Annotated in this window: 23 protein-coding genes; 3 read left to right on the forward strand and 20 right to left on the reverse strand. The window is 62.7% G+C overall.

Annotation, left to right across the window (positions count from 1 at the left end):
- Nucleotides 1-48: 48 nt before the first annotated feature.
- A complete protein-coding gene (locus I0K07_RS13715; RefSeq protein ID WP_203294383.1) occupies nt 49-456 on the reverse strand; it encodes a hypothetical protein in 408 nt (135 codons plus the stop codon).
- A gap of 252 nt (nt 457-708) precedes the next feature.
- Between I0K07_RS13715 and I0K07_RS13720 the strand changes: the two genes are divergently transcribed.
- A complete protein-coding gene (locus I0K07_RS13720) occupies nt 709-2,103 on the forward strand; it encodes a serine hydrolase domain-containing protein (protein ID WP_203294384.1) in 1,395 nt (464 codons plus the stop codon).
- Nucleotides 2,104-2,311: 208 nt separating this feature from the next.
- On the opposite strand, the gene I0K07_RS13725 is transcribed toward I0K07_RS13720, so the two are convergent.
- Genes I0K07_RS13725 through proS form a run of 3 tightly spaced genes read right to left on the reverse strand, consistent with a single transcriptional unit; the run spans nt 2,312 to nt 5,658 of the window.
- Nucleotides 2,312-3,001 (reverse strand): ABC transporter ATP-binding protein, encoded by a 690-nt coding sequence (locus tag I0K07_RS13725; protein ID WP_203294385.1) that lies wholly within the window; start codon nt 2,999-3,001, stop codon nt 2,312-2,314.
- Nucleotides 2,994-4,331 carry a lipoprotein-releasing ABC transporter permease subunit gene (locus I0K07_RS13730; RefSeq protein ID WP_203294386.1) on the reverse strand — a complete coding sequence of 446 codons (1,338 nt, stop codon included), beginning with the start codon at nt 4,329-4,331 and terminating at the stop codon, nt 2,994-2,996. Before I0K07_RS13730 ends, I0K07_RS13725 begins: the two co-directional genes overlap by 8 nt.
- Nucleotides 4,324-5,658, reverse strand: a complete 1,335-nt coding sequence (gene proS / locus I0K07_RS13735) for a proline--tRNA ligase (RefSeq protein ID WP_203294387.1) — start codon at nt 5,656-5,658, stop codon at nt 4,324-4,326. The genes I0K07_RS13730 and proS overlap by 8 nt, the downstream gene beginning before the upstream one ends.
- Before the next feature lie 195 nt (nt 5,659-5,853).
- On the opposite strand from proS, the gene I0K07_RS13740 reads away from it, so the two are divergent.
- A complete protein-coding gene (locus tag I0K07_RS13740) occupies nt 5,854-6,321 on the forward strand; it encodes a DUF1203 domain-containing protein (RefSeq protein ID WP_203294389.1) in 468 nt (155 codons plus the stop codon).
- Nucleotides 6,322-6,325: 4 nt separating this feature from the next.
- Here I0K07_RS13740 and I0K07_RS13745 read toward each other — a convergent pair whose 3' ends face one another.
- Nucleotides 6,326-7,924 (reverse strand): AbgT family transporter, encoded by a 1,599-nt coding sequence (locus I0K07_RS13745; protein WP_203294391.1) that lies wholly within the window; start codon nt 7,922-7,924, stop codon nt 6,326-6,328.
- A 44-nt stretch (nt 7,925-7,968) separates the two neighbouring features.
- Nucleotides 7,969-8,310, reverse strand: coding sequence for a DUF1467 family protein (locus tag I0K07_RS13750; protein WP_203294393.1), 342 nt, complete (start codon nt 8,308-8,310; stop codon nt 7,969-7,971).
- Nucleotides 8,311-8,411: 101 nt separating this feature from the next.
- Here I0K07_RS13750 and I0K07_RS13755 point away from each other — a divergent pair, with 101 nt between their 5' ends.
- A complete protein-coding gene (locus I0K07_RS13755; protein ID WP_203294395.1) occupies nt 8,412-9,029 on the forward strand; it encodes a hypothetical protein in 618 nt (205 codons plus the stop codon).
- On the opposite strand, the gene mce is transcribed toward I0K07_RS13755, so the two are convergent.
- The 14 genes from mce to I0K07_RS13825 all read right to left on the reverse strand — a co-directional run bounded on the left by mce (nt 9,026) and on the right by I0K07_RS13825 (nt 23,460).
- Nucleotides 9,026-9,439 (reverse strand): methylmalonyl-CoA epimerase, encoded by a 414-nt coding sequence (mce, locus tag I0K07_RS13760; protein WP_203294397.1) that lies wholly within the window; start codon nt 9,437-9,439, stop codon nt 9,026-9,028. The genes I0K07_RS13755 and mce overlap by 4 nt on opposite strands.
- Nucleotides 9,440-9,537: 98 nt before the next feature.
- Complete coding sequence (locus I0K07_RS13765) at nt 9,538-9,915, reverse strand: hypothetical protein (protein ID WP_203294398.1); 378 nt, start codon at nt 9,913-9,915, stop codon at nt 9,538-9,540.
- Between the two features lie 8 nt (nt 9,916-9,923).
- Nucleotides 9,924-11,606 carry a ribonuclease J gene (locus I0K07_RS13770; protein WP_338041069.1) on the reverse strand — a complete coding sequence of 561 codons (1,683 nt, stop codon included), beginning with the start codon at nt 11,604-11,606 and terminating at the stop codon, nt 9,924-9,926.
- Nucleotides 11,603-12,385 carry a type III pantothenate kinase gene (locus I0K07_RS13775; RefSeq protein ID WP_203294400.1) on the reverse strand — a complete coding sequence of 261 codons (783 nt, stop codon included), beginning with the start codon at nt 12,383-12,385 and terminating at the stop codon, nt 11,603-11,605. The genes I0K07_RS13770 and I0K07_RS13775 overlap by 4 nt, the downstream gene beginning before the upstream one ends.
- Before the next feature lie 17 nt (nt 12,386-12,402).
- Nucleotides 12,403-13,155: a biotin--[acetyl-CoA-carboxylase] ligase gene (locus I0K07_RS13780; RefSeq protein WP_203294402.1), complete on the reverse strand. Its 753-nt coding sequence runs from the start codon at nt 13,153-13,155 to the stop codon at nt 12,403-12,405.
- Between the two features lie 7 nt (nt 13,156-13,162).
- Nucleotides 13,163-14,605, reverse strand: coding sequence for an NADH-quinone oxidoreductase subunit NuoN (nuoN, locus tag I0K07_RS13785; protein ID WP_203294404.1), 1,443 nt, complete (start codon nt 14,603-14,605; stop codon nt 13,163-13,165).
- Between the two features lie 12 nt (nt 14,606-14,617).
- The gene (locus tag I0K07_RS13790; protein WP_203294405.1) at nt 14,618-16,132 is read right to left on the reverse strand and encodes an NADH-quinone oxidoreductase subunit M; all 1,515 of its coding nucleotides are present in this window, start codon (nt 16,130-16,132) and stop codon (nt 14,618-14,620) included.
- Nucleotides 16,133-18,334 carry an NADH-quinone oxidoreductase subunit L gene (nuoL, locus tag I0K07_RS13795; RefSeq protein ID WP_203294407.1) on the reverse strand — a complete coding sequence of 734 codons (2,202 nt, stop codon included), beginning with the start codon at nt 18,332-18,334 and terminating at the stop codon, nt 16,133-16,135.
- Between the two features lie 6 nt (nt 18,335-18,340).
- Nucleotides 18,341-18,649, reverse strand: coding sequence for an NADH-quinone oxidoreductase subunit NuoK (gene nuoK, locus I0K07_RS13800; RefSeq protein WP_203294543.1), 309 nt, complete (start codon nt 18,647-18,649; stop codon nt 18,341-18,343).
- Nucleotides 18,649-19,263 carry an NADH-quinone oxidoreductase subunit J gene (locus I0K07_RS13805; RefSeq protein ID WP_420828491.1) on the reverse strand — a complete coding sequence of 205 codons (615 nt, stop codon included), beginning with the start codon at nt 19,261-19,263 and terminating at the stop codon, nt 18,649-18,651. The genes nuoK and I0K07_RS13805 overlap by 1 nt, the downstream gene beginning before the upstream one ends.
- 35 nt (nt 19,264-19,298) lie before the next feature.
- Nucleotides 19,299-19,787 carry an NADH-quinone oxidoreductase subunit NuoI gene (gene nuoI, locus I0K07_RS13810; protein ID WP_203294411.1) on the reverse strand — a complete coding sequence of 163 codons (489 nt, stop codon included), beginning with the start codon at nt 19,785-19,787 and terminating at the stop codon, nt 19,299-19,301.
- 5 nt (nt 19,788-19,792) lie between these two features.
- On the reverse strand, nt 19,793-20,866 hold the full coding sequence (gene nuoH, locus I0K07_RS13815) for an NADH-quinone oxidoreductase subunit NuoH (RefSeq protein WP_203294413.1): 1,074 nt from the start codon (nt 20,864-20,866) through the stop codon (nt 19,793-19,795).
- Between the two features lie 3 nt (nt 20,867-20,869).
- Nucleotides 20,870-22,963, reverse strand: coding sequence for an NADH-quinone oxidoreductase subunit NuoG (gene nuoG / locus I0K07_RS13820; protein WP_203294415.1), 2,094 nt, complete (start codon nt 22,961-22,963; stop codon nt 20,870-20,872).
- Nucleotides 22,960-23,460 (reverse strand): hypothetical protein, encoded by a 501-nt coding sequence (locus I0K07_RS13825; RefSeq protein WP_203294417.1) that lies wholly within the window; start codon nt 23,458-23,460, stop codon nt 22,960-22,962. The genes nuoG and I0K07_RS13825 overlap by 4 nt, the downstream gene beginning before the upstream one ends.
- Between the last annotated feature and the right edge of the window lie 3 nt (nt 23,461-23,463).

Consider the following 23,463-nt stretch of genomic DNA (forward strand, 5'->3'; position numbering starts at 1 on the left):
GGGAAGAACAAAGACCGTCAAAGATGGCGCCCTTTGCGCGAAGGGCCGCTATTCGGCTGCTGCGGAATGTTCCCGGATCATGAGGTAGAGCGTGGCGCCGGATAAAACGAGGTAGAGATAGTTGAAGTCCCACTCGGTGAAGGAGAGGTTTCCGGTGAACTCGATCCACAGGATCAGGCGCAGGACCTCACTGAGGGAGAAAATGATGATCGCCGTCATCACACGCCGGGTCAGGAAGACCAGACAAGCCGCGGAATAGACGGCGAGTTCTCGAACCGGTTCCACCAGTTTCACATAAGCCGGTTCGCTGTGCAGGGCCTCGGCTGTCGGGATGCCGAAAAACTCGCGCGTCGGATCGATCAGGTCGAGGACGAAATTATAGCTGAGCAACAGCGTGAACATCACCTGGATGCCCAAGAGCACGCGCAGTAGCAGACCCTGCGAGACAATCGTCAACGGCACCTCCCCAGATCCCGATAAACTACCCTCACAGCATTTTACGAAGCACTGCCTGCGTCAATGTAGAGCTCGAAGCCGGCAATCCGGGCGATCGGGACCGGCTGCAGAAGGTCCGCATCCTGTCATGCCACTGGCGCAAGACTGGCGGGGTGATGGCGTGGCCGGGAGCGCGGCTGATCGGCTATGGACCGTGCCAAGGATGAACGCCCTATACTCATCCCCTGATGATTCACGGCAGAGGCTGGATGCATGCGCTGGATATGGATGACGCTTTGTCTGGCGATGGCCGGCCCTGCTTTCGCCGATGAAAGCGAGCGTGCGCTGGACGCGATCGCCCGGTCGGAATGGGAGATCTCCGGCGTGCCCGGTCTGGCCTATGCAGTTTTTGAGGACGGTCGCATCCAGTCCGGGGCACAGGGCGTCGTGCGGGCGGGGCAGGATACCGGGGTAACGGCGGACACACCCTTTGCTCTGGGTTCGATCAGCAAGAGTTTCACCGCACTGGCGATCCTGCAACTCGAGGAGGCCGGACAGGTTGAGCTGGATGGCGCGGTCAGCGCCTATCTGCCCGCCTTCGAGGCCGCACCGGGCCGCTCGATCACACTGCGCCAGCTGCTCAGTCATACCAGCGGCTATTCCACATCTCAGGGCAATGTGAACCCGGACGGGGCTGCAATACTGCAGGACCGGGTGGCGCAGATCGCGACCTGGCAAACGAGCCATGCGCCCGGCGAGCATTGGGAATACTCCAACGCGAACTATGTCGTTCTGGGCGCGGTCATCGAGACGGTCAGCGGGCGCGATTATGCTGATTATATCGAGGCGGAGATCCTGACCCCGCTCGGCATGCAGCACAGCCGCGTGGCGGACGGCAGGGCAGACCCGGCCATGGCCACGCCGCATGTGCCCTGGTTCGGGTCGCGCCGCGCCCTGCCCGGCCAGCTTCCGGACCCGGCCAGCGCTCCGGCCGGCGGCGTGATCGCCAGTGCACAGGATGTCGCGCTCTATCTCGGCATGATGATGAACGGGCAGGATGATCTGATCACTGCCGAGCACAAGGCGCTGATGATGCGCCCGGCCAGCGATGCCGCCCCCTTCTACGGGCTGGGCTGGTATGTCGACACGCGCAATGGCTCGGTCTCGCACACGGGGACCACGCCCGGCGGGGAAACCTTGGCCCTGATGCGCCCGGATGAAGGCCGGGCCGTGGTGGTGCTGGTCAATGCCAGTTCCGGTCTCGGCTTTGGGGAGACCGGACGATTGAGATATGCCGTCGCGCTGGCCGCCTTCGGCGAGACGCTCGCGCCGGATGGGGGCGTCTGGGGCCGCAAACTCCTCACCCTGATGTTCTGGATCCTGCCGCCGCTCTTCCTGGCGGGCATCGCCATTGCCTGGCTGAAACGGGCGGGCTTGCGGGCCAAAACCGGCGTTTCGGGCATGTTCAGCCTTTGGTTCCCGCTGCCGGTGAGCCTGGCTCTGGCCTGGGTGAGCCTCTTCCTCATCCCGGCCCTGTTCGGGATTTCCCTGTCGACCCTGGCGCTCTACCAGCCGGACTGGGTGATCGCCCTGTGGGCGACGGCGGTGACGGGCCTTGCCTGGGCGCTGTTCCGGCTGGGGGTTTATTTTGCGCCGGGGCGTCACTGATCCCGGACAGCGCTACGCGCTTCCGGGAAAAATGTGTCTCTCCTTGCATCCAACACCTCACCGTCTTCCCCCGGCTTGTCCGGGGGACCTCACCCAGCCCGCCGACAGGTTAGCTCAGGTCCCCCGGATGCCCTGCGGGCACCGTGGGATGACGGGTGAAACTTTGAAAATTCCAAGGCGCACCTCCCCATGAAATGGGGAGGTAAGCCTACTCCGCTTCGTAGGGTGTGAGGACGCCGTCGGCGAAGGTGACGACGCGGTCCATTCTTGCGGCCAGGTCGTGATTGTGCGTGGCGACGAGGGCGGCGGCGCCGGCCTTGCGGACGGTTTCGCGGAAGGCGTCGAAGACGGTGGCGGAGGTGTCCGGGTCGAGATTGCCAGTGGGTTCGTCGGCCAGGAGGACGCGGGGGTCATTGGCCAGGGCGCGGCCGATGGCGACGCGTTGCTGTTCGCCGCCGGACAATTGGGAGGGCTGGTGGGTGGCGCGGTCGGTGAGGCCGAGCATGGCAAGGAGTTCGTCGGCACGCGCAATGGCGGCGGCCCGTTTCACCCCGGCGATGAGCTGGGGCAGGACGATATTCTCGCGCGCATCGAATTCCGGCAGGAGATGGTGGAATTGATAGACGAAGCCGATATCGCGGCGGCGGATGGCGGTGCGGTCCCGGTCATTGAGGCCGGAGGTCGCCTGACCGGCCACGATCACCTCTCCGGCATCGGGACGTTCCAAAAGGCCGGCGGCATGCAGGAGCGAGGACTTGCCGGAACCGGACGGGCCGACCAGGCCGACAATCTCGCCGGGCTGAAGCACGAGATCGGCGCCGCGCAGCACGTTCAGCGTGGCGGCCTCGGTGACATAGGTGCGCTCGATCGAAACGAGTTCGAGGACGGGCTTACTCATAGCGAAGCGCCTCCACCGGATCGAGGCCGGAGGCCCGCAGGGCTGGCGGCAGGGTGACGAGTAGCGAGACGATCAGGCCGAAGACCGAGATGAACCCCACCTCGCCCCAGTCCAGCTTCGCCGGAATGCGATAGAGATAATAGACGCTGGGATCCCAGACCTGGGCCCCGGTCGCCCAGGTGATGAAGTCCTGGATCGGGCCGATATTCACCACGAACAGAATGCCCAGAATGATGCCTGCCGCTGTGCCGGACAGGCCGATGGCCGCGCCGACAATCAGGAAAACGCGCAGCACGGCGGCCTGGCTGGCCCCCATCGTACGCAGGATGGCGATGTCGCGGCTCTTGTTCTTCACCAGCATGACCAGGCCGGAAATGATATTCATCGCGGCAATGGCGACGACAATCGTCAGTATGAGGCGCATGGCCGTGCGCTCGAACTGGAGCGCATTGAAGAAGGCCGGATTGAGCTGGGTGTAGTCGTAGACGGTGGCATTATAGCCGGCGAGCTGACGGATCGGGTCGAGGAAGTCGACCGCGAGGTCCGGATCGTCCAGGCGGACATGGATGAGATCCGTGCCGCCCTCGCGCACGAAGAAGAGCCGGCCCTGTTCCAGCGGCATGAAAGCGACGCTGTCATCAATCGTGGAAACACCGGCGGCCAGGATGGCGCCGACATAATAGCGTTTCTGTTGCGGGCGGGCCCCGAACACGGTCGGCGCAGCGCGGGCGGAGGTGAAGGTAACGGCATCCCCGACATTCACGCCGAGACGGCGGGCGACGCCGGAACCCAGCACGATCGTGTCGCCGCCATGATTGCCGGCGCCGAATTCGGACAGATCACCATGGGTGAGACCGGTCGCGCTGGTCGGCGTCTGATTGAGGATGACGTCCATGCGGGCGAGGTCTTCCGGCCGCGTGCCCAGCACCTGGAGGAAGGTCTCATAGCGGTCCGACGTGGCCATGACCTGGCCCTGGACGACCGGATCGGCCGAGTGGACACCGGGCAGCGCCTCGATCTCACGCACCAGTCCGTCGACATCATCAGCCGGAATTAAGCGCGTATCCACATAGACATGCGGCTGAAAGCCGAGAAGCTGGTTGAACAGTTCCGAGCGGAAACCATTCATGATCGACATGACGGCGATCAGGCCGAGCACGGCCAGGGTAATGCCGGCAAAACTGATCGAGGCAATCAGGGCGACACCGCCATGCTTGCGCTTGGCCCGCAGATAGCGGAAGGCGAGCATGAACTCATAGGGGCTGAACGGGTGTGCGCCGCCCTGCCCCCCGGTTTGGGAAACGGTGTCAGCCTGTGCCGTATCAGCCATTCGCCAGACCACCCTCGATCAGACGATTGACCGCATCCTCCGGCGAAAGTTCCAGGGTTTCACCGGTGCGGCGGATTTTCAGCTCCACCTTGCCCTCTTTCAGCCCGCGCGGACCAATGACGATCTGGTAAGGCAGGCCTATCAGGTCGGCGGTGGCGAACTTGCCGCCCGGACGCTCGGAGGTGTCGTCATAGAGCGGGTCGAGACCGGCGGCGGAGAGTTTCGCATAGGCGTCCTCGCAGGCGGCATCAGCGGCTTCATCGCCGACACGCAGATTGAGGATGCCGACACCAAAGGGCGCGACGCTTTCCGGCCAGATACAGCCCTTCTCGTCATGATGCGCCTCGATGATCGCGCCGAGAAGACGCGACACGCCAACACCATAGGAGCCCATCTGGACCGGGACGGGCTTGCCGTCGCGGTCCTGGACCAGGGCTTTCATGGGCTCGGAATATTTGGTGCCGAAATTGAAGATGTGTCCGACCTCGATGCCGCGAGCGGAGAGTTGGCGGTCGGCGGGCACTTTCGCGAACTCGGCCGCGTCATGCATTTCCTCGGTGGCGGCATAGAGCGCGGTGCGCTGGTCGACGAGCGGCTGGAGATCGCCCTCGAAATCCACGTCCAGCCCCGGCGCGCCCATCTCGACGAGATCGGCATGGCAGAAGACCTCGCTCTCGCCGGTCTCGGCCAGAACGATGAATTCATGGGAAAGATCGCCGCCGATCGGACCGGTGTCCGCCTTCATCGGCACGGCTTTCAGGCCGAGACGCGAGAAGGTGTTGAGATAGGCGATGAACATGCGGTTATAGGAGGCCCGCGCACTGTCGGCATCAATGTCGAAGGAATAGGCATCCTTCATCAGGAATTCGCGGCCGCGCATGACGCCGAAACGCGGGCGGCGCTCATCCCGGAATTTCCACTGGATATGGTAGAGAAGCTTGGGCGTGTCCTTGTAGGACTTGCAATAGGCCCGGAAGATCTCGGTGATCATTTCCTCATTCGTGGGCCCGTAGAGCATGTCCCGGCCATGACGGTCGGTGATGCGCAGCATCTCGTCGCCATAATCATCATAGCGCCCGCTCTCACGCCACAGATCGGCGGCCTGGATGGTCGGCATGAGCATTTCTACAGCACCGGCCCGGTCCTGCTCCTCACGCACGATCTGCTCGATCTTTTTGAGCACTTTGTGGCCCAGCGGCAGCCAGGAATAGATGCCGGCCGCCTGCTGGCGGATCATGCCGGCGCGCAGCATAAGCTGGTGGGAAACGATCTGGGCGTCCGAAGGGGTTTCCTTCAGCACGGGCAGGAAATAGCGGGAGAGGCGCATGATGGGCGATTCCGGTGGATTGAGGTTTGCCGCCCATTAGACCGGTCAGAGCCGGTAATACAAGGATGGATGGGGGTAATTCTCAGCCTGGACGCAGAGGGACGGGATGCGGCACCCGTTTCCTGCCGCAAGGATCGGGTGGGCGACAGCGACCTGATGCGCGAAAGCAAGCCCCGCATCACAGGAGAATTGCCCATGACGTTTCGCATCACCGGCCTTTCAGCCGAAAACTTTGCCCCCTATTTCGGCCAGTCCGACGATGTCCTCGCGGCTCAGGGCATTGTCCGCACGGTTGTGACCGGCAAGCCGGGTTTCCCCTGCCGGATCACGCTGGAAGATGCAGAGCCCGGCGAGACAGTGCTTCTGCTCAATCATGCCAGCCATGATGTCGCGACGCCCTACCGGTCGGCCTATGCGATCTATGTCCGCGAAGGCGCCATGCAGGCGGCGGACTATGTGGACGAGATCCCACCCGTGATGAGCGGTCGACCCTTGGCCCTGCGCCTGTTCGATACGGACGGCATGCTGGTCGGGGCGGAGCTTGTGCTGGACGGCGCGGTCAAGCCTGGACTGGAACGCGCCCTCGCCCGCTCGGATGTGGCCTATATCGATGTGCACAATGCCGCGCACGGCTGTTTCGCCGCGCGCGTGCGCCGGAGCTGATCCCCTAGCTGGCCTCGACCGGATAATAGGTCGGCGAGCCCGGGCCGACCGGGAGGTCGAGGCCGAAGGTCCACAGGAAGAAGAAGCTGGACCAGAACAGGAGGAAGAAGATCGTATAGGGCAGCATCATCGCGATGAGCGTGCCGACGCCCAGGTTTTTGTCATAGCGCGTCGCCCAGGCGAGGATGAGACCGAAATAGCTCATCATCGGGGTGATGATATTGGTCGAGCTGTCGCCGATCCGGTAGGCGGCCTGGATCACTTCCGGGGCATAGCCGATCAGCATCAGCATGGGCACGAAGATCGGGGCGGTCACCGCCCACTGCGCCGAGGCCGAGCCGAGCGAGAGATTGATCACCGCACACATCAGGATGAAGAGGAAGAAGACCAGCGGACCGGTCATGCCGGTATCCTGCAGGAATTGCGCGCCGGTGACGGCGGTGATCGCCCCCAGATTGGTCCAGCCGAAGAAGGCAACAAACTGGGCGGCGAAGAAGACCAGGACGATGTAGAGACCCAGCGCGCTGATCGCGCCGGCCATGGCATTGATGACATCGCGGTCGGTCTTCATCACGCCGGTGGCGCGGCCATAGGCATAGCCCGCAGCGATGAAGAAGATCAGGATCCAGACGACGAAGCCGCGGAAGAAGGGTGAGGCGATGCGGTCGCCGGTGTCCGGATTGCGCAGCACGCCCCATTCCGGCACCAGGGTCAGCGCCATCAGGGCAAAAACGCCGAGAATGGCGATGCCGGCCCAAAACAGGCCCTTGCGCTCGATCGTCTCAAGCGGCTGCATCATGTGCTTGTCCAGCACGGTCTCATCGGCGCGCGAGGCGTCGTATTGGCCCAGCTTGGGCTCCACGATGAAGATCGTCACGAGCGAGCCGATCGCCGTGATCACAAAGGTGGAGGCGAACATGAAATACCAGTTCGCCGTGGCCACGACTTCATAATCGGGATCGATCAGGCGGGCGGCTTCCTGCGTGATGCCGGCGAGCAGCGGGTCGATCGTGCCGATCAGGAGATTGGCGCTATAGCCACCGGAGACACCGGCAAAGGCGGCGGCCATGCCGGCCAGCGGATGGCGGCCCAGCGCGTAGAAAATGGCGCCGGCCAGCGGAATGAGGACGACATAGCCCACTTCCGACGCCGTATTGGAGACAATGCCGGCAAAGACGATGGCGACGGTGACGACATGGCGCGGCGCGGACAGGACCATGGCGCGCACGGCGGCAGACAGCAGGCCGGATTTCTCGGCCACGCCAACGCCGAGCATGGCCACCAGCACCACGCCGAGCGGGGCAAAACCGGTGAAATTGGTGACCAGGCTGGTCCAAATGCGGCGGATGCCATCACCATTGAGCAGGCTGACCGCGCGGATCATGCCGTCCTCGGCAACACCGCGGGCACCAGCAGGACGCGGATCCTCGACCGCAATCCCCAGCCAGCCGAACACGCCGGAAAGGAGCACGATACCCAGCGCCAACAGGGCGAACAGGGTCACGGGATGCGGCAGGAGATTGCCCAGCCATTCCACCCCGTCGAGAAAACGTGTGAAGGCACTGCGGCGCGGCGTGTCCGCGCTCGTCCGGTCTTGGCTCATGATCTCCCCCGGCAGCCGGTCCGGCTACCGCTCCCCTTTTTGTCTTACCAGTGGCCGCCTGTCGGCATGAATTGCGCGACGACGCCGCTCTCATTGATGATGTAGTAGATGATCCAGATGCCCGATGTGACAATGGTCGTCCACCAGCCCTTCTTCATCAGATTGGCCGTGACCGGAGCGCCCGGTTCGGACCCTTCGACAATCTCGCCCTCCTCCTCCTGGGAGCGAACGCCGACGGGCAGCATCATGAAGAAGACGAGCCACCACACGATCAGGAAAACGACGAGGCCGTTGACCACGCCGACCCCGTCATCCCGGATGATGAAGCGGGACAGCCAGAGCAGGCCGGCAATGACGACTGGCAGATAGGTGAGATAGCGGATCAAACGGTATTCTCCGGCAGTATTTGACGGTCTTCTAGACCAGGAACAACAAAGGTGCCAACGTTTGCACAAAGGTGGAACCGTTGGAATCGGATTGAATTCACATGATTATCTGGTCTGGTGATGGGCTCGGCGCATTTGTCGTCCTGCTGATCTGGTGCGTCGTCGGGATCGCGTGTTTCGTTCTAGCGGCGAACCTCGTTTATCCCGACAACCCCGATAGCGTCACCCTCGCCTTCGTGAACCATGCCGGTCTGGTCGCCCTCCCAGTTGGTTTCGCGGTCGCCGGGTCTGTCCACATCTGGATCTGGGGACGCCGCGTGAATTCGGAGTCTGTCGAACACACGCTTTACGGTTTCCCGATTGAAAGCTTTCCGATCCTGTCCGTGGTGCTTGCGCTGACGCTGACGGGCTACACCCTCTTCACATCACCAATTGACCGGATGAGCGATCAGTTCGAGCGCGCCTGCAAAGCAAACCTGATCGACCTGAACTATCCCCAATGCGAATGCATGGCGGCCGAATTGGCCTCGAACCTCCCGACCCCGGTCTTGGCAGCTCTCAGCCGTACATCCGGCCACAATTCGCGAACGCCACTACTGGAACGCTTCGAGCAGAATGAATTGCCGCGTTTCACGCCTGTCGAACAAACGGCTTACACGTCAGGACTCGCCGAGGCATTCGAGATCTGCCTACCCAGACAATCCGGGTCGGAGGACTAAGGCTCCTGCATCAGCTCGATGAGCTGGCCGTTGCTGTCCTTGGGGTGGATGAAGATGACCGGCACGCCATGGGCGCCGATATAGGGCTCGCCCGTACCCAGCACGGTGGCGCCTTTGGCAACCATCGCATCGCGGGCGGCGACAATGTCAGGCACTTCAAAGCACAGATGGTGCTGCCCGCCCTTGGGATTGCGTTCCAGGAATTTGTGGACCGGGCTGTCGGCACCGGAGGGTTCCAGCAGCTCGATCTCTGAATTGTCGAGATGGACGAAGGCGACTTTCACGCCCAGATGCGGGAAATCCTTGGTCTCGGTGGCGTCTGTAGCGCCATAGAGATCGGCATAGGTCTTCTTGGCGGCCTCGATATCGGGCACGGCCACGCCAACATGGTTCAAACGTCCGATTTTCATCTTTCCACTCCCTCGGGGCTGCCACCGCGTGATGACGCACCATTCTTAGTCTGAATCGCTCACCGGAAACCCGGTCGAAAACGATAGGCCCATGCTTTTCATCCTGCCGGCATTTCTGGAAACGGAACTTCACGGCCAAGCAATTTACGGTCGATCAGAAATCCGAGTAACTCTGCGGCATACACCGGACCACTCGGGATGCTCTCTCCAACTGCCTTGGCAGAGACAACATGCGCACCATCCGCATCAGATTGGAATTCAACCTTAAAAACGCCGACCCCGGTCCAACTCCGGTAAAAATGCAGGACATTGTTCTCGAAGAAGATGAACCACTTATCCTCCATTTGCCCAGGCAGAAAGCCCTGACGAATGCTGTCAAAATCCTCAGCAGAGAAGGATTTTGAATACGGAATATCGACATCCGCTTCGAAAGGTTTCACCTCCCAGCTTGAACGATTGGCCGTAGTCCGCGTCATGTTCCTGCTCAGATCTCCAGCAGCATGACATCGATCCAGGGCTTCTTGCCCCAGATGCGGTTGGCTTCGCGGCGCACGGCGCGGCGGATTTCCTCTTCGGCGTGTTCCAGATCGCGGCGATTGCGCGGGCTGAGCCGGTCATAGGCGCGCTCGGCTTCATCCGCGAGCGCATCCATGAATTCCTCATTGGACAGATTGGCGTCTTCCGGAATGCCCATGCAGCGCAGGTCCGGACCGGAAAGCAGTTCGCCCTTGCCCGAGACGGCCATGGCGACGGTGATCTCGCCGGCATAGGCGAGCTTGCGGCGCTCGCGCATGCTGTCGGCATCAGCATCGGTCAGGAAGTTTCCGTCGACATGGAGGCGTCCGGCGGGGGCTTCATCGATGATGGAGGCGGTGCCGTCAGCGCGGATCTCCACCATGTCGCCATTGCGTACGGTCACGGAATGCGGGACCTGGAGTTCGCGGGCGAAGGCGGCGTGCTCAATCAGATGGCGGCGCTCGCCATGGACCGGGATGGCCACGGAAGGCTGGGCCCATTGATACATCTGGGCGAGCTCGTCACGGCAGGGATGGCCGGAGACGTGAACCGGACGGTCCTTCTCGGTGATGATCTCCACCCCGCGTTCGGCGAGCCGGTTCTGGAGCTGGAAAATGCCCAGATCATTGCCCGGAATGACGCGGCTGGAGAAGATGACGGTATCGCCCCGGCCCAGATTGACATTGCGGTGATTGCCCTCGGCGATGCGCGAGAGCGCGGCGCGGGGCTCGCCCTGGGAGCCGGTGCACAGATAGAGGATTTTCTCCGGCGGGAAGAAGCCGGCCTCTTCCTCGGAGACGAAATCCTGGACGTGCTGCAAGAGGCCGACGGATTTGGCGGCAGCGGTCATGCGGTGCATGGAGCGGCCGACCAGGCAGACGCGGCGGCCATTGGCCTCGGCGGCCTCGATGGCGGACTGGAGGCGGGCAACATTGGAGGCGAAGGCGGCAATGGCGACCTTGCCGGTCTTGTTCTCGCCGACCACCTTGACCAGCTCTTCCTTGACCCCGGCTTCCGACCCGCTTTCCCCCTTGGAAAAGACATTGGTGCTGTCACACACCATGGCGAGCACGCCCTCCTCGCCCATGGCGGTCAGGGCGGAGATATCGGTGCTTTCGCCGATCAGCGGATCCGGATCGATCTTCCAGTCGCCCGTGTGCAGGACGAGACCGGCCGGGGTGCGGATGGCCAGGCCATTCGGCTCCGGGATGGAGTGGGTCAGTGTGACCAGCTGGATGTCGAACGGGCCGAGATCGAAACGGCTGTCCAGCGCGATCTCGTGCAGCTCGACCTCATCCTCCAGCCCGTATTCATGCAGGCGGTCGCGGACCAGCCAGGCGGTGAAGGGCGTCGCCCAGATCGGGCAGCGCAGGCGGCGCCAGAGATGCGCCACGGCGCCCATATGGTCTTCATGAGCGTGGGTGAGCACCATGCCGATCAGATCATCGGCGCGTTCCTCGATGAAACGCGGATCGGGCATGATGAGATCGACGCCGGGCGTCGACAGATCACCGAAGGTCACGCCGCAATCGACGATGATCCATTTGCGGTCACTCTCCGGCCCATAGCCGTAGAGATTGAGATTCATGCCGATCTCGTCAGAGCCGCCAAGCGGCAGGAAGCACAGGCTGTCGGGGTTGGTAGAGGTCACGATGAGAGGCGTCCGCCGTTGAGTTTCCAGACTTCCAACAGGCCACGAATGGTCAGGTCGGGGTCGTAATGGTCGATGGTTTTGGATGCGCCCTCGAACAGGGAGACAACCCCGCCGGTGGCGATCACGGTACAGGCCTGGTCCATCTCCGTCTTGAGGCGGGAGACGAGGCCGTCGATCAGGTCGATATAGCCCCAGAACACGCCGGACTGCATGGCCGAAACCGTGTCCTTGCCCATCACGCGCTGGGGTTTGGCGATGGCGACGCGCGGCAGTTTGGCGGCCGCGCCGTGCAGGGCTTGCATGGAGAGGTTGATGCCCGGGGCGATGATTCCGCCTTCAAAGGCACCGTCGGCGGCAATCACGTCGAAGGTCGTGGCAGTGCCGCTGTCGATGATGATCATGGCGCCATCATAGGCTGCCCGCGCGCCCAGCGCATTGACCAGACGGTCAGCGCCCGCGTCCTGGGGGCGTTCCAGACGCACTTCGATATCCATCTCGACGCCCGGCTCGCCGACGATGACCGGCTCGGCATTGAAATAGCGGCGCGAGAGATTGCGCAGATTGAACAGGGCCTGCGGCACCACGGTGGAGATCACGCAATCGGTGATATCGGTCAGGGTGCGGCCCTGCAGCGCCATAAGCTGGGACAGCCAAACGGCATGCTCGTCGGCGGTGCGCGTCGAATCCGTCCCCGAGCGCCATTGGGCGACCCAGTCCTGGCCGTCATGAATGGCAAAAAGCGTATTGGTATTGCCGCAGTCGATGGCAAGCAGCATGCCGGTCGTCCTCTTGATCAGGTCGCGCTTCCGGAGGGGAAGAAAACATCTCCTGCGGAGATATACCGTCGGCCGCCGCCATCCAAGTCCAGCCGCAGTGCGCCATCCGGTCCCAGATCGGCGAATGTGCCTGTGAGCGTCTCATTGGCCAGGCGGACTTCGCAGGTTTCACCCAGGCCATGGGCGCGCACCAGCCAGCCATCGCGGACGGGACCGAACCCGTCCGTTACCCAGCGCTGGCGCCAGGTCTCGAAACTGCGGACCAAGTGATCGAGCGCATTTTCCCTGTCCAGACTGGCGCCTGCGGCCTTCAGCGAGGTCGCGGGGCGTTCCACATCCTGCGGATGATGGACGAGATTGAGGCCGATCCCGATCGCGACCCAGAGCCCGCCACCCGGCGCAGGTCCGCTCTCCAGCAGGATGCCGCAAGCCTTGCGGCCGTCGACCAGGAGATCATTCGGCCATTTCACTTTTGTGCGAGATGTGTCCTTCAGCGCGATATCGCAGACATCGGCGGCCGCCAGGGCGGCGAGAAAGGACAGTTCACCGGCCAGGGCTGGCGGCCCGGCCAGGGTGTAGAGACCCGTGGTGAAGAGATTGCCCTCGAGCCCGGTCCAGGCACGGCCGCGGCGGCCGCGTCCGGCGGTCTGGGTGCGCGTGGCGATCCAGAGCGGCCCGCGCTCGCCCGACAGGGCCCGCTCCCGCGCTTCGGCATTCGTCGAAGCGCAGGTGTCGAGCCAGTCGGTACGAGGCGTTGGAGCCGGGGTCACGCCTTGATCAGAGCGTGGCCAGACCGACCGAATAGGCGCGGAAGACCAGCCAGCCGATGACCGGCAGGAGCAGGACCGTGGCCAGGCCGGCCAGGCGGGTGATCCAGTAGACGCTGACCGCAGCCGGAACGAATTCCACCTCGCCCTCGTCGAACCAGACCGTCTTCACGACGCGCAGATAATAGGCAGCACCCACCACCGAGAAGAGCACGGCGAGAACCGCCAGGACCATGAGATCGGCCTGCACGGCCGCGAAGACGACAAAGAATTTGCCGAAGAAGCCGACCATGAAGGGCAGACCGCCAATGGAGAACATCAGCGCGGTAATCGACCAGCCCAGGCCCGGATTGCGCTGGGCAATGCCGGCGAGATCGGAGATCTGCTCCACCATGCCTTCACGCGTGCGCATGGACAGGATGGCACCGAAGGAGCCGACCACGCCGATCATGTACAGGATCATGTAGACCAGAAGCGCCCACAGACCGGTCTGGCTGGCCGAGGCGATCGCCACCAGGGCATAGCCCATGTTGGAGATCGAGGAATAGGCCATCAGACGCTTGATATTGGTCTGCGTCAGGGCACCGAACGCCCCCAGCCCCATGGACAGGACCGCGATCACCCAGATCACGTCGCGCCATTGTTCGACCATGCCGCCAAAGGGCTCGATCAGGACGCGGGCCATCAGCACGATGGCCGCCATTTTCGGGGCCGTGGCGAAGAAGGCCGTGACCGGGGTCGGGGCGCCTTCGTAAACGTCCGGCGTCCACATGTGGAAGGGCGCGGCGGAAACCTTGAAGGCCAGACCGCAGATCACAAAGACCAGACCGAAGACCAGGCCGACCGAGGGGCCGGACTGGACCGCGATGGCGATCTCGTTGAAGCCGGTGGCACCGGTGAAGCCATAGACCAGCGAAGAGCCGTAGAGCAGCAGGCCGGAGGACAGCGCGCCGAGCACGAAATATTTCAGACCGGCCTCGGACGCCCGCAGGCTGTCGCGGTTGAAGGCGGCGAGCACGTAGAGCGCCAGCGATTGCAACTCGATCCCCATATACATGGAGATGAGGTCGTTCGCGGACACCATCATGAACATGCCGGTGACGGCGAGCGTCATCAGGACCGGATATTCGATCTTGCCCAGCTTTTCCGCCTGCAGATAAGGCATGGCCAGCAAGAGCGCGATGGCTGCGACGAGGCCGATGGCGAGCTTGGAGAAGCGTGCCAGGCCGTCAAAGATGAACCCGCCCGAGAAGGCCTGGCCTTCACCGGAGACCAGGAAGAGTGCCGCAAGGCCCGCACCGGCCAGCAGGGCCACGGTGAGCCACTGGACCAGCTTATTGGTCCCCTCGCCCTTCAGGAACACGCCCAGCATGAGCAGCGCCATGGCGCCGCCTGCCAGAAGCAGTTCGGGAATGAGCAGGGACAGGTCCTGAGAAAGCATGTCCGCCGTCATGGCTCGCCTCTCCTACTGGGCCGCGGCGGGCAGAGCCGCCTGGTATTGGGTGATCAGATTGTCGACCGAAGCCGCGGTGATGTCGGTAACAGCCGTCGAGGAAATGCCCAGCCACAGCGTCATGATGATGAGCGGCACGAAGATCGCCCATTCCATGCGGTTGAGGTCGGAGATGTTTTCCAGCTTCGGATTGGTGATCTCGCCGAAGACGACATTGCGATAGACGGTCAGCATGTACATGGCCGACAGGATGACGCCGACGGCAGCACCGGTGGCGATCCACCAGGACACCTGGAAGGCGCCGACCATGGTCATGATCTCACCGACAAAGCCCGACGTGCCCGGCAGGCCGACATTGGCCATGGTGAACAGACCGAAGATGACGGCATAGACCGGCATTTTGTGCACGAGACCACCATAGAAGGCGATTTCGCGGGTGTGCATGCGGTCATAGATCACGCCGACGCAGAGGAAGAGCGCGCCGGAGATGAAGCCGTGGGAGATCATCTGGAAGATGGCGCCCTGCACCCCGGTCTCGTTCATCGCGAACAGGCCCATCGTCACGAAACCCATATGGGCGACTGAGGAATAGGCGATCAGCTTCTTGATATCGGTCTGCCGGAAGGCCACCAGCGAGGTGTAGATGATGGCAATGATCGACAGGGCGAAGACCAGCGGCGCGAAATAGTCCGAGGCTTCCGGGAACATGGGCAGCGAGAAGCGCAGGAAGCCATAGCCGCCCATTTTCAGCAGGATGCCGGCCAGGATGACCGAGCCCGCCGTCGGGGCCTGCACGTGCGCGTCCGGCAGCCAGGTATGGACCGGCCACATCGGCATCTTCACCGCAAAGGAGGCGAAGAAGGCCAGCCACATCCACATCTGCGCCTCTCGGGCGAAATCATGCTCCAGCAGCACGGTGATGTTGGTCGTGCCGGCCTGCAGGAACATGTAGATCATCGCCACCAGCATGAGCACGGAGCCCAGCAGGGTGTAGAGGAAGAATTTGAACGCGGCATAGACGCGGTTCTGGCCGCCCCAGACACCGATGATGATGAACATCGGGATCAGGCCACCTTCGAAGAAGATGTAGAAGACCACCAGGTCGAGGGCGCAGAACACGCCGATCACCAGGGTTTCCAGCAGCAGGAAGGCGATCATGTAATCGGCCACGCGCTTCTGGATCGCCCCGGACGCCATGATGCAGAGCGGCATCAGGAAGGCGGTCAGCACGACGAAGAGCACGGAAATTCCGTCGACGCCAAGGCGGTAGCCCAGGCCGATCTGGGAGAGCCATTCGATCTCGTGGACGAATTGGAACCCGGCGGTGTCCCGGTCGAAGCTGAACAGAAGGATCAGCGACAGGGCCAGCGTCACCATGGTCGCCACCCAGGCCACCAGGCGGGAATTCTTGTCGATCTGCGCCTGGTCTTCAGCGCGCGCGGTAAAGCGGAAGATCGCAATAACCAGCGCACCCAGGGCCGGGACGAAGGTCAGGATCGAAAGAAAGGCTTCGAACTCGCCAAACATCTAGTGGCCTCCTGCGCTGACCTGGGCCCAGAGCAGAAGCCCCAGCACACCGATCAGCATGACGAATGCATAGTGATAGAGATAACCCGACTGGGCCTTGGCGATGCGCTTGGCAGCCGCCAGCGTGGTTCCGGCGACACCATTGGGGCCCCAGCCATCAATGATGCGCATGTCGCCGACCTTCCAGAGAAGATCACCCAGCCCCTTCGCGCCGCGCACGAAGATGAAGTGATAGATCTCGTCGAAATACCACTTGTTGGACAGGAAGCTGTGCAGCGGGCCGCCACGCGCGGCGATGCGGGCACCAATGCCTTCCTTGACGATGTAGAACCAGACGGCACCGAAGAAGCCGAGCCAGGTCACGATGAAGGGCGCCCAGAGGACCCAGGTCGGCGGATGGTGTCCGCCATGATGTTCCTCATCGGCATGACCGGTATCAGCATGGGCCGGCTCGGCATGCGCGTCAGCGGCAGCATGCGTGTCGGCGGCATGGTCATCGGCCGCAGGGGCGGCATGATCATCCGTGACATGCGCGGTATCGGCATACTCGCTGCTACCCGGATAGCCCTCGGCATATTCCGGATAATTGCCTTCCGCATAGGGACCGGCCGGAAGTGCGTCGCCCCAGAAGTTGAAGGCGTCCTTGCCGACAAAGCTGTCCTTGAAGAAGGCACCGGCGAACACGGCACCAATGGCCAGCAGGACCAGCGGGCCGGTCATCACCCAGCTGCTGTCATGCGCGTGCTCGTAATCCTTCTGTTTGCCCCGGAAGGAGCCGTGGAAGGTCATGAAGATCAGGCGCCAGGAGTAGAAGCTGGTCAGCAGGGCTGCGACCACACCGATCCAGAAGGCCGGGAGACCGAAGAACAGGCCCTCCTGCCCCATCATGAAGGCTTCCTCGATGATCATGTCCTTGGAGTAGAAGCCGGCAAAGCCGAACCCGCCAAGCTCCAGGCCGAACAGGGTGAAGGGCGGCAAGCCCACACCCGTGAGGGCCAGCGTGCCGACGATCATCAGCACCCAGGTCATGGGCATCATCTTGTAGAGCCCGCCCATCTTGCGCATGTCCTGCTCGTCATGCAGGCCGTGAATGACGGCACCACAGCCAAGGAACAAGAGCGCCTTGAAGAAGGCGTGCGTGAACAGGTGGAACATGGCCGCCGAATACAGGCCCAGGCCTGCGGCGAAGAACATGTAGCCCAGCTGGGAACAGGTCGAATAGGCGACGACCCGCTTGATGTCGTTCTGGGCCAGGCCGACCGTGGCTGCGAACAGCGCCGTCACGGCACCGATCACGGTGACAATGGCCGAGGCCATCGGCGCCAGCTGGTAGATCTCGAAACTGCGGCACACCAGGAAGACACCGGCGGTCACCATGGTGGCGGCGTGGATCAGGGCGGAAACCGGCGTCGGGCCTTCCATCGCGTCCGGCAGCCAGACGTGCAGGAAGAATTGCGCCGACTTGCCCATCGCCCCGATGAAGAGGAGGAAGGCGATCAGCTCGATCGCATTGAAGCTCATCCCGAAGAAGGAGAGCGCGGCTTCCTGGGCGGGAACCGCCAGTTCGGAGCCCGCAATGGTCACGAGTTCATTGTGCGTGATGGCGTTGAAGACGGTCTCGAAATTGACGCTGCCGAACACGGCGAAGATCGCCATGATGCCCAGCGCGAAGCCGAAATCGCCGACGCGGTTGGTCACGAAGGCCTTGATGGCGGCGTCATTGGCCGACTTCTTCTTGTACCAGAAGCCGATCAGCAGATAGGAGGCCAGACCCACGCCTTCCCAGCCGAAGAAGAGCTGGAGGAAGTTGTCGGCGGTCACCAGGGCCAGCATGGCGAAGGTGAAGAGCGACAGGTAGGAGAAGAAGCGCGCCCGGTGCGGATCGTGGGACATATAGCCCCAGGAATAGATGTGCACGAGCGAGGAGACCGAATTCACCACGACCAGCATCACGGCCGACAGATTGTCGATCTTGATGGCCCAGGAGACGTCGAAATCACCGACGCTCATCCAGTTGAGCACGTGGATCGTGTAGGTATTGCCGCCCATGGTGACGTCGAAGAAGACGATCCAGGACAGGATGGCCGACAGGACGACGGTCGCCGTGGTGACGATCTGGGCAGCCCGGTGGCCGATATAATTGCCGAACAGGCCGGCAAAAGCCGAAGCGAGGAGCGGCCCGAAGACGATAATAGGTGCCATGATCCCCTAGCCCTTCATCAGGTTGACGCCCTCAACCGAGATATCGCCCCGGTTGCGGAAGTAGACGACGAGAATGGCCAGACCCACAGCGGCTTCCGCTGCAGCGACGGTCAGAACGAAAAGCGCGAACACCTGGCCGGCCAGATCGCCGAGAAAGGCGGAGAAGGCGACGAGGTTCACATTCACCGAGAGGAGAATGAGCTCGATCGACATCAGCAGGATGATGACGTTCTTCCGGTTCACGAAAATGCCGAACACACCGATGGTGAAGAGCACCGCGGCGACGGCGAGGTAATGCCCCAGCCCGATCTCCATCATTCTCCAATCCCCTGTCCCGGCTTGATATCCAGCATTTCGATCGCCTCATTGCGGTCGCGGCCGACCTGGGCGGTCACGGACTGGCGCTTGACGCCTTCCTTGTGACGCAGGGTCAGCACGATGGCGCCGATCATGGCGACCAGAAGCACCAGGCCGGCGGCCTGGAAGAAGTAGACATACTGGTCGTAGATGACCGTGCCGAGCGCCTCGATATTGCTCATCCCGTCCGGCATGGCGGCGGCGCGCAGGCTCTCGGCCTGGTCGGAGGCCTGCCAGGTGGCGACGGTCATGGCCAGCAGCGCGGCCAGAACGAGGGCGAAGGCCCCGCCCAGCGGCAGATAGCTGAGGAAGCCCTGTTTCAGCTCGGCGAAATCGATGTCCAGCATCATCACGACGAAGAGGAAGAGCACCGCGACCGCGCCGACATAGACAACGATCAGCAGCATCGCCAGGAACTCGGCGCCGAGCAGGACGAAGAGACCCGCGGCCGAGAAAAAGGCCAGGATCAGGAACAGCACGGACCTGACCGGGTTACGGGCAATGACGACCATGAAGGCCGAGGCGATTGCCACTCCGGAAAAGGCCCAGAAGGCCAGTGATGCGAGCATGATGCCCTCTTCCGTTTATTGTTCAGCCAATGCGCGCCCTAGCGGTACGGCGCATCGAGTTCCAAATTCTTGGCAATTTCCCGTTCCCAGCGATCGCCGTTCTCGAGGAGTTTTGCCTTGTCGTAGAAAAGTTCTTCGCGGGTTTCGGCGGCGAACTCGAAGTTCGGGCCTTCCACGATTGCATCCACCGGGCATGCCTCCTGGCAGTAACCGCAATAGATGCATTTGGTCATGTCGATGTCATAGCGCGTGGTCCGGCGCGAACCGTCCGAGCGCGGCTCGGCCTCGATCGTGATCGCCTGGGCCGGGCAGATCGCTTCGCAGAGTTTGCACGCGATGCAGCGCTCTTCGCCGTTGGCATAACGGCGCAGGGCGTGCTGGCCGCGGAAGCGCGGGCTGAGCGGACCCTTTTCGAACGGGTAGTTCAGCGTCGCCTTCTTGGCGAAGAAATAGCGCATGCCCATCCCGAAGGCGGACCAGAAGTCCATCAGGAGCGCGCCGCGAATGGCCTGTGTCAGTCTGCTCATCGAACTTATCCTTGCGGGCCGTAGACAACGGCGGCGCCCACCAGGGCGACAGCCACCAGGGAGGTCGGCAGGAAGATCTTCCAGCCCAGACGCATCAGCTGGTCATAGCGGTAGCGGGGCACCAGCGCCTTCACCATGGCGAACATGAAGAAGAAGAAGACGACCTTTGCGGCGAACCAGAAGAAGTGCCAGGCCTGGGCGGCCAGATAGGGCCAGCCGTCGACGAAGGCGTCCGGGATCGGCGAATTCCAGCCACCGAAGAAGAGGATCGTCGTCATCGCGCACATCAGCACGATGTTGAGATACTCACCCACCATGAAGAGGAGGTAGGGCGTGGAGGAATACTCGACCTGGTAACCGGCGACGAGTTCGGACTCGGCTTCCGGCAGGTCAAACGGCGGACGGTTGGTCTCGGCCAGGGCCGAGATGAAGAAGATCACCGCCATCGGGATCATCACCAGGAACATCGGCACCGGCCAGGCGTGGAAGGACAGGACGTTCCAGTTCCAGAACCCGCCATCCTGCAGGGCCACGATGTCCGACAGGCTCATCGAGCCGGCGAACAGCAGGACGGTGACGATGATGAAGCCGATCGAGACTTCATAGGACACCATCTGGGCCGCCGAGCGCAGCGCGCCGAGGAAGGGGTATTTCGAGTTGGAGGCCCAGCCGCCGATGATGATGCCGTAGACACCCAGCGAGGACATGGCGAAGAGGTAGAGAATACCGACATTGATGTCCGCAATCACCCAGCCCGGGGCGACCGGCACAACGGCCCAGGTCACGAAGGCCAGGATCAGCGTGATCAGCGGCGCCAGCAGGTAGAGCGAACGGTCTGCGCCGGCCGGAACCACGATTTCCTTGAACACGAACTTGAAGAAGTCCGCGAAGGATTGCAGCAGGCCGAAGGCACCGACGACGTTCGGGCCCTTGCGCATCTGCACAGCCGCCCAGACTTTCCGGTCCATCAGGAGGAGAAAGGCCAGGGAGATCAGCAGGACGATCACGAAGCCGAGGATCTGGCCGAGAACGGCCAACGTGCCCCAGAGCGGTCCGAATTGTGAAACCAGGTCGCTCATCACTTACTCCGCGGCTACGGCTGCCGGGGCATCCTTGAGCGCGGCGCAAGCGGCCAGCGTCTCAGAAGCCCGGGCGATCGGGTTGGTGAAGTAGAAATTCGACACGGCCGAGCCGAGCGGCGTGTCACCGACCTCGCCATCCGTGCCGATGGACTTGGCATCGAACTCCGCAGCGCCTTCAGCGCCCGGCGCGTGGTCGATCCCGCCCAGAACCGGCGTGTCGGCGAAGAGTTTCTGACGCAGCTCGACGAGATTGTTGTAGGGCAGCGTCTTGTTGAGGCGGTCCGACAGGGCGCGGAAAATGGCCCAGTTCTCTTTCGCTTCGCCTTTCGGGAAGACGGAGCGGAAGGCGAGCTGAACGCGGCCCTCGGTATTGGCGTAGATGCCGTCCTGTTCGGTCCAGGCGGCGCCCGGCAGGATCAGGTCGGCGCGGTGGGCACCGGCATCGCCGTGCGAGCCCACATAGATGACAAAGGCGCCATCCAGCTTGGCCATGTCGATCTCGTCGGCACCGAGCAGAACCACGGTTTCCATACCGCCCGACAGCATGCCGGTCGTGTCCTGACCGCCCTCACCCGGCAGGAAGCCGAGATCGAGGCCGGCGACACGGCTGGCCGCCGTGTGCAGGACGGAGAAACCATTCCAGTCTTCGGACACGGCACCGACCGAGGCGGCCAGATCGCCGGCCGCGCGCAGGATGGCACCACCATCCTCACCCGTCAGGGCCCCGGCGCCGAGAATGATCATCGGACGCTTGGCGTCTTTCAGGGTCTTGATGAAGCCGGAGCGCTTCTTCTTGAGGCCGGCCAGATCCTTGGCGGATGTGCCGACATGCTCGTAGTCATAGGTCAGGTCGACCGGCTCGCCGATGACGCCGACGGCGGTGTCATTGTGCAGCCAGGTCTTGCGGATACGGGCATTGATGATCGCAGCTTCGGTGCGCGGATTGGCGCCCACGACGAGGATGGCATCGGCCTCCTCGATCCCGGCGATCGTGCCGTTGAACAGGTATTCCTGACGGGCACCGCCACCGATCTTGGCGCCATCCTGGCGGCAATCGATGGAGGCCACGCCGAGCGCGTCGGCGAGATCCTTGGCGGCCTTCATCTCCTCGGCGGAGCAGAGATCGCCGGCAATCATGCCGATCTTGGAGGCGTCACCGGAAAGCTTTTCGGCGGCCACACCCAGGGCTTCACCCCAGGAAGCGGCGCGCAGCTTGCCGTTCTCGCGGATATAGGGCTTGTCGAGGCGCTGTTTGGACAGGCCTTCCCAAGCGTAGCGCGTCTTGTCGGAGATCCACTCCTCATTCACGCCCTCATGCACGCGCGGCAGGATGCGCAGCACGGCGGGGCCGCGATTGTCGACGCGGATGTTCGAGCCGACCGCGTCCATCACATCAATGGTTTCGGTCTTCTTCAGCTCCCAGGGACGGGCGTTGAAGGCGTAGGGCTTGGAGGTCAGCGCGCCGACCGGGCAGAGATCGATGACATTGCCGGAGAGTTCCGACGTCACGGCCTGTTCCAGATAGGTGGTGATCTCGGCATCCTCGCCGCGGCCGATCATGCCGATCTCCGGGACGCCCGCGACTTCCGTGATGAATCGGACGCAACGCGTGCACTGGATGCAGCGCGTCATCTCCGTCTTCACGATCGGACCCATTTCCTTGTCTTCCACGGCACGCTTGTTTTCCGGGAAGCGCGAGCCGGTGCGGCCATAGGTGATCGACTGGTCCTGCAGGTCGCATTCGCCGCCCTGGTCACAGATCGGGCAGTCGAGCGGGTGGTTGATGAGCAGGAACTCCATCACCCCTTCGCGCGCCTTCTTCACCATCGGCGAGAGCGTATTCATGGCCGGCGGTTCGCCATTCGGCCCGCCGCGCATGTCGCGCACCTGCATGGCGCAGGAGGCGGCCGGTTTCGGCGCCCCGACAAGCTCGACCAGGCACATCCGGCAATTGCCGGCGACCGACAGGCGCTCGTGATAGCAGAAACGCGGGATTTCCCGGCCGGCGGCTTCGGCAGCCTGCAACAGCGTGAAGGAGTTCGGTACTTCGACTTCTTCACCGTCGACTACGATTTTGCGAAGGTCGTCGCTCATGCTGCGATCCCTGCTGTTGTGGGCTTAGGCGCCCGAATCCAAAAAACTGTGCCCCAGGCAGCGCCAATCACGGCACCACCGAGAATGACCAGAATTCCCGGCATGGTCAGAAGACCGAGCATGGCTGCGAGATCCCACACGACGCTTTGTTCACCCGCCCGTTGGAACGCAAACCAATCAGTCTGAAAAAGCGCCAGCCACATTGCGAGAAACAGGACGCCAAATGCCGATACGGCGGACAAAACACCAGCCGCTCCAGCAGTCGACCTTCCAAAGACAGCGAATATCTTTTGAACGCCGATCCACAGCGGCACGCCAAGGACTAGCAACGCGACTGCCCAAACGATCAGCTGAATAGCGGCGTAAACGGCTGCACCCGAAAGCACCGAGCCATCACCTTCAAACTGAAGATAGACTGCAGCCTCAAAAGCCCCCCATACAGCCGGGAAAGCCGCTGCCGACAAAGCCGCCAGAACGTATGTGAGGAGAGTTCTCACAGT

Source organism: Maricaulis parjimensis (assembly GCF_016817355.1).
GTDB classification, from domain to species: Bacteria; Pseudomonadota; Alphaproteobacteria; order Caulobacterales; family Maricaulaceae; genus Maricaulis; species Maricaulis parjimensis.

What these genes read in the sequence shown, in the direction of transcription:
- I0K07_RS13720 (WP_203294384.1), top strand. Translation starts at nt 709, where the DNA reads ATGCGCTGGATATGGATGACGCTTTGTCTGGCGATGGCCGGCCCTGCT.
- I0K07_RS13725 (WP_203294385.1), bottom strand. Translation starts at nt 3,001, where the DNA reads ATGAGTAAGCCCGTCCTCGAACTCGTTTCGATCGAGCGCACCTATGTC.
- I0K07_RS13730 (WP_203294386.1), bottom strand. Translation starts at nt 4,331, where the DNA reads ATGGCTGATACGGCACAGGCTGACACCGTTTCCCAAACCGGGGGGCAG.
- proS (WP_203294387.1), bottom strand. Translation starts at nt 5,658, where the DNA reads ATGCGCCTCTCCCGCTATTTCCTGCCCGTGCTGAAGGAAACCCCTTCG.
- I0K07_RS13740 (WP_203294389.1), top strand. Translation starts at nt 5,854, where the DNA reads ATGACGTTTCGCATCACCGGCCTTTCAGCCGAAAACTTTGCCCCCTAT.
- I0K07_RS13745 (WP_203294391.1), bottom strand. Translation starts at nt 7,924, where the DNA reads ATGAGCCAAGACCGGACGAGCGCGGACACGCCGCGCCGCAGTGCCTTC.
- I0K07_RS13755 (WP_203294395.1), top strand. Translation starts at nt 8,412, where the DNA reads ATGATTATCTGGTCTGGTGATGGGCTCGGCGCATTTGTCGTCCTGCTG.
- mce (WP_203294397.1), bottom strand. Translation starts at nt 9,439, where the DNA reads ATGAAAATCGGACGTTTGAACCATGTTGGCGTGGCCGTGCCCGATATC.
- I0K07_RS13765 (WP_203294398.1), bottom strand. Translation starts at nt 9,915, where the DNA reads ATGACGCGGACTACGGCCAATCGTTCAAGCTGGGAGGTGAAACCTTTC.
- I0K07_RS13775 (WP_203294400.1), bottom strand. Translation starts at nt 12,385, where the DNA reads ATGCTGCTTGCCATCGACTGCGGCAATACCAATACGCTTTTTGCCATT.
- nuoN (WP_203294404.1), bottom strand. Translation starts at nt 14,605, where the DNA reads ATGACGGCGGACATGCTTTCTCAGGACCTGTCCCTGCTCATTCCCGAA.
- I0K07_RS13790 (WP_203294405.1), bottom strand. Translation starts at nt 16,132, where the DNA reads ATGTTTGGCGAGTTCGAAGCCTTTCTTTCGATCCTGACCTTCGTCCCG.
- nuoL (WP_203294407.1), bottom strand. Translation starts at nt 18,334, where the DNA reads ATGGCACCTATTATCGTCTTCGGGCCGCTCCTCGCTTCGGCTTTTGCC.
- nuoK (WP_203294543.1), bottom strand. Translation starts at nt 18,649, where the DNA reads ATGGAGATCGGGCTGGGGCATTACCTCGCCGTCGCCGCGGTGCTCTTC.
- nuoI (WP_203294411.1), bottom strand. Translation starts at nt 19,787, where the DNA reads ATGAGCAGACTGACACAGGCCATTCGCGGCGCGCTCCTGATGGACTTC.
- nuoH (WP_203294413.1), bottom strand. Translation starts at nt 20,866, where the DNA reads ATGAGCGACCTGGTTTCACAATTCGGACCGCTCTGGGGCACGTTGGCC.
- nuoG (WP_203294415.1), bottom strand. Translation starts at nt 22,963, where the DNA reads ATGAGCGACGACCTTCGCAAAATCGTAGTCGACGGTGAAGAAGTCGAA.